This is a genomic window from Streptomyces sp. 8P21H-1 (assembly GCF_013302945.1).
The window spans coordinates 1-3,568 of the sequence record NZ_JABTYA010000081.1; the positions used below are offsets into that span (position 1 = coordinate 1).

Genomic DNA, 3,568 nt, shown 5'->3' on the forward strand with positions numbered 1-3,568 from the left:
CAACGCCGGACACCCCTGGCCGCTGCTGATGCGCGAAGGCCGGGTGCAGGAGATCACCCCGGAGGCCGACATGCCGTTCGGCCTGCACGCCCCGCACTCCTACCGGGTCCAGTCGCTGGACCTGCGCCCGGGCGACCGCCTGGTGATGCTGACCGACGGCATGCTCGAAGGGGACGCCGGCAGCCTCGATCTGTCCGGCCTCATCGTGCGCACCCGGGCCCTGCATCCCCGCGAGGCCGCCCGCTCCCTGATCGCGGCGATCGTCGGCGCCCACCACGGCCACCTGCAGGACGACGCGACCGTCATGTGCCTGGACTGGCACGGCACCGGCCGCTCCCGGCGCAACGCCGACACCGGCGCCGACCTCATCGACGCCTCCGAACGAGTGCGGTCGCACTGACAGCCGCGACCAGGAAGCGGTCCCGCTCTTGCCGTGGGAGTCAGGTCGTGACTGACTGGCGACAGCGGCGAAGGGGAGTGTGTGGTGGGCGACTGGGTCGTGATCGCGGAGTACTGCAGCGACGTGTACAGGACCGAGTTCATCTGCCGCGGGCAGGAAACGAAGGACCAGGCGCTGGCGGCACTGCGTGCTGTGCTCCACACCTACGTGCCGAACAAAAGCCTTGTCGAGAAGCGGCGCCAGGTGTACCGGTCGGGCGACCGCGAGTCGTATCTGGTGGTGATCAAGGGCAGGTTGACGCAGTGGGAGTGCACCCTGCGCGTCGCGGAGCTGGTCTCGGACTCGGCCGACCCCGCCGTGGCCGAGCGGGCGCAAAGGGGCGAGGGCGTGGCGGAGGCGGCTGACGGACCGCAGGACCGGATCCCGCCCGGCTACTGAAGCGGCGGACCGCACGCACATCGAAGCAGGCGCCCCGCAGACCGTTTGCGGCAACCTCTGCCGCCGCATCGCAGACCGGTCCGGCTGGTTCAGGCGGTCGGTGGTCACGGTTTCAGGAGGCTTGACGATGACGCCGGAGGCTGCGGAAGAGGATTGTGCGCAGGAGGTCCGCGTGGCGCCGCCGCCGCGTCACCGCCCGCTGCCTTCCCCCGCGCACCCCGACGCGCCGCGGATGACGGTGGACGGAGGGCACTGGCTCAACGGTTTCGGGCTGTGCGGACAGGAGCCTGAGCGGTCCCCGGCCGCCGCCGGGGGTCAGGAGCGGTAACGGCCGCTGAGTACGTTCAGGACGTCGGCGTAGCGGCCCTCGGCCTCGGCGTTGCGCTGCCACTTGACGCGCTCGACCAGGATCTGCTCGGCCTCGGGGTCGGCTTCCAGGAGGCTCATCACCTCGTCGAGGAAGTCGTCGAGGGGCATGGCCACGTCGGAGTTCTGCTGTTTCATCAGCGTGGTCCGGGTGGCCGGGGGGACCAGTTCGATCACCTGGACGTTGCTCTTGGACAGCTGCACGCGCAGGCTTTCGGTGAAGGAGTGGATCGCGGCCTTCGTGGCGTTGTAGGTCGGCGTGGCCGGCAGCGGCACGTACGCCAGGCCGGAGCTGACCGTCATGACGGTCGCGGCGGGCCGGGCGAGCAGGCCGGGCAGGAACGCGTTGATCAGCCGGATCGGGCCGAGCAGGTTGACCTCGACGGTGCGCTCGGCGACGTCCAGCGACGCCGGGTCGCGAAGGTCCTCGGGGGAACAGTTTCTCGATGAGGACTTGGTGCACCTCGGGGGCGGTGTCGAGGCAGGCGCCCGCCAGGACGGTGATTCCGAAATCCAGGTCGAGGTCGCTGCCCGAGAACGCGCTCCCTCGCCTCTTGGTGGCCACCACCTCGCCCTGCCGGGGTGCGACGTCGTCATGGATCTCGGTGCCGGGAGCTCCCTCGGTGAACAGGCCGGCCCGCACGGCGTTGGTCATCACCCTGTTGCGAGGACTGACTTCCCGATCGCCCGGCCGTGACGCGATCACGACGTGGATCAGACGCGTGAGTTGCCTGACGCGTCTCATCTTTGTGCTGTTCATGAAGTGAAAGGGCCCGGAAGGGGCAGCGGAAAGCCCGCCATCTCGATCTCTTCGGCGGGAGCGAGAGACCGCGGGAGCGAGAGGCGGCGGGCGCGGGGACGCGGGCGCGGGGACGCGGACGGGGCGGAGGCCGCGGCCCCCGCCAGGTCAGTGGCCGGGGGCGGTGGTCAGTACGTCGACCAGTTGCCGGGCCCGCGTCTCCTCCCCCAGCAGGAGCGCGACCAGTGGACCGGTGCCCGCGTCGGATGCCGTGGCGCCGGCCGTCGGCATCGTCCCCGGACCCGCCATCCCGTCGAAGTACTGCTCGACGGGCCGCGTGTCGGCCGCCAGGGGGACACGCCCACCGGTCAGGGCGCCGTGCACCGACGCATGGCTGAGACCCAGGTCGGCCAGTTGCCCACCGCCCGCGAACCGGGTGTCGGCGGCGGGGTCCTCCGCCTTCGCCAGATGCGGGTACCGGAGCGCCACCTCGTGGGTGGCCAGGACCGCCAGCAGGACGTGCTCAGTGCCCACTGCGCCGTCGCCAAGACGACGTGCCTGTTCGTAGCTCTCCTGCCTGACCCATTCGACCGGCGTCGACGCCCAGTTGACCCCGCCGCGTTTGACCAGCCACCGCTTCCACCGGGGCATATGACGGTAGTGGCCGCGGCCAAGGAGGGCGTCCCGAGTGGCGTGCAGCAGAGGGCTGAGGTCGTCCTCCGGACTCCCGGCGTCACCCCCGAGACGGGCGCGTACGGCCTGCGGTGAGACCTTGCACACGGCCAGCGCCTCCACCGCGCGGTTGTCGCCCTCCAGCAGGCCCCGCAGCAGGTGAACGGCGCCGAACTTCGCCGCGCCTTCCCGTCGGGCGTGTTCCATCGCCGCGGTCAGCGCCCTGGCCGCACCACCCGTGAAGCGGACGCGCCGGTCGCCGTCGTCCCCCAGGACGTCCGTCGCGACCACGCCCGCGTCGACATCGTCGTCACCGTCCCAGGCACCGTCACGGCCCTCCCTGTCCCGCAGCACCGCGAGGAGTGCGACCTTGGTCGCGCCCTCGTCCGCGAGTGCCTCGCGTGCGGGCCCCTTGGACGTGGTGAGCGCGGCGAGCAGGTGCTCGGTCCCGATGGGATCCTCTGCGGTCGCCCGGGCGCCGCGGGCGGCCCCCAGGACCCCCACGGTCTTCCAGTCGGGCTCCTTGATCGCTTCCATGCGGTCTTCCCTCTTCTTGTCGGTGCCGTTCCACAGCCTGTCCGACCAGAGCGGATAGCACATCCGCCCCAAGACGGATCCACGCCGAACAGGCCCGTGCCGCCGGGGCATCCGACTCCGAGGCCCAGTGCGAAGCCCCGGAGAAGGACATCCTGCTGTTCGCTCCGGACAACGCCCGCGTCCGCCGCGAAGCCGCCGCGCCGATCGCGAGATCGGCCGCCGGCCCGAGCGCCGACGCGCCCGCCTGTCCGCAGGCTGTTCCGGACCGCTCATGAGCGGTCACTGAGCCCCCGAGGCACCGCGCACAGGCGTGTGCCGCCGTGGCCTGCTCCGAACACCGTCCTCACGGGCACCGTCCACCCGGCCGCGGCCGCCGAGCTGCGGCTTCGCCTTCGGTATGTCCCGTGTGGCCCCTG

At 71.6% G+C, this 3,568-nt stretch carries 4 protein-coding genes and 1 pseudogene; 2 read left to right on the top strand and 3 right to left on the bottom strand.

Annotation, left to right across the window (positions count from 1 at the left end):
• A partial coding sequence (locus HO151_RS01630; protein WP_173894352.1) for a PP2C family protein-serine/threonine phosphatase occupies window positions 1–400 on the top strand: 400 nt, incomplete at its 5' end.
• A gap of 81 nt (window positions 401–481) precedes the next feature.
• On the top strand, window positions 482–838 hold the full coding sequence (locus tag HO151_RS01635; RefSeq protein ID WP_173894353.1) for a hypothetical protein: 357 nt from the start codon (window positions 482–484) through the stop codon (window positions 836–838).
• A gap of 315 nt (window positions 839–1,153) precedes the next feature.
• Here HO151_RS01635 and HO151_RS01640 read toward each other — a convergent pair whose 3' ends face one another.
• The 3 genes and pseudogenes from HO151_RS01640 to HO151_RS01650 form a co-directional block, all read right to left on the bottom strand.
• Window positions 1,154–1,717 carry an SDR family NAD(P)-dependent oxidoreductase gene (locus tag HO151_RS01640; RefSeq protein WP_368039382.1) on the bottom strand — a complete coding sequence of 188 codons (564 nt, stop codon included), beginning with the start codon at window positions 1,715–1,717 and terminating at the stop codon, window positions 1,154–1,156.
• Window positions 1,632–1,922: pseudogene (locus tag HO151_RS01645) on the bottom strand (isochorismatase family protein); the annotation flags it as partial. The pseudogene HO151_RS01645 and the gene HO151_RS01640, both read right to left, overlap by 86 nt.
• Window positions 1,923–2,111: 189 nt before the next feature.
• Window positions 2,112–3,215, bottom strand: coding sequence for a Clp protease N-terminal domain-containing protein (locus HO151_RS01650; protein WP_254594630.1), 1,104 nt, complete (start codon window positions 3,213–3,215; stop codon window positions 2,112–2,114).
• Window positions 3,216–3,568 lie beyond the last annotated feature (353 nt).

Excerpts from the sequence above, each read along its gene's own strand:
- HO151_RS01650 (WP_254594630.1), bottom strand. The coding sequence starts at position 3,215 with ATGTGCTATCCGCTCTGGTCGGACAGGCTGTGGAACGGCACCGACAAG.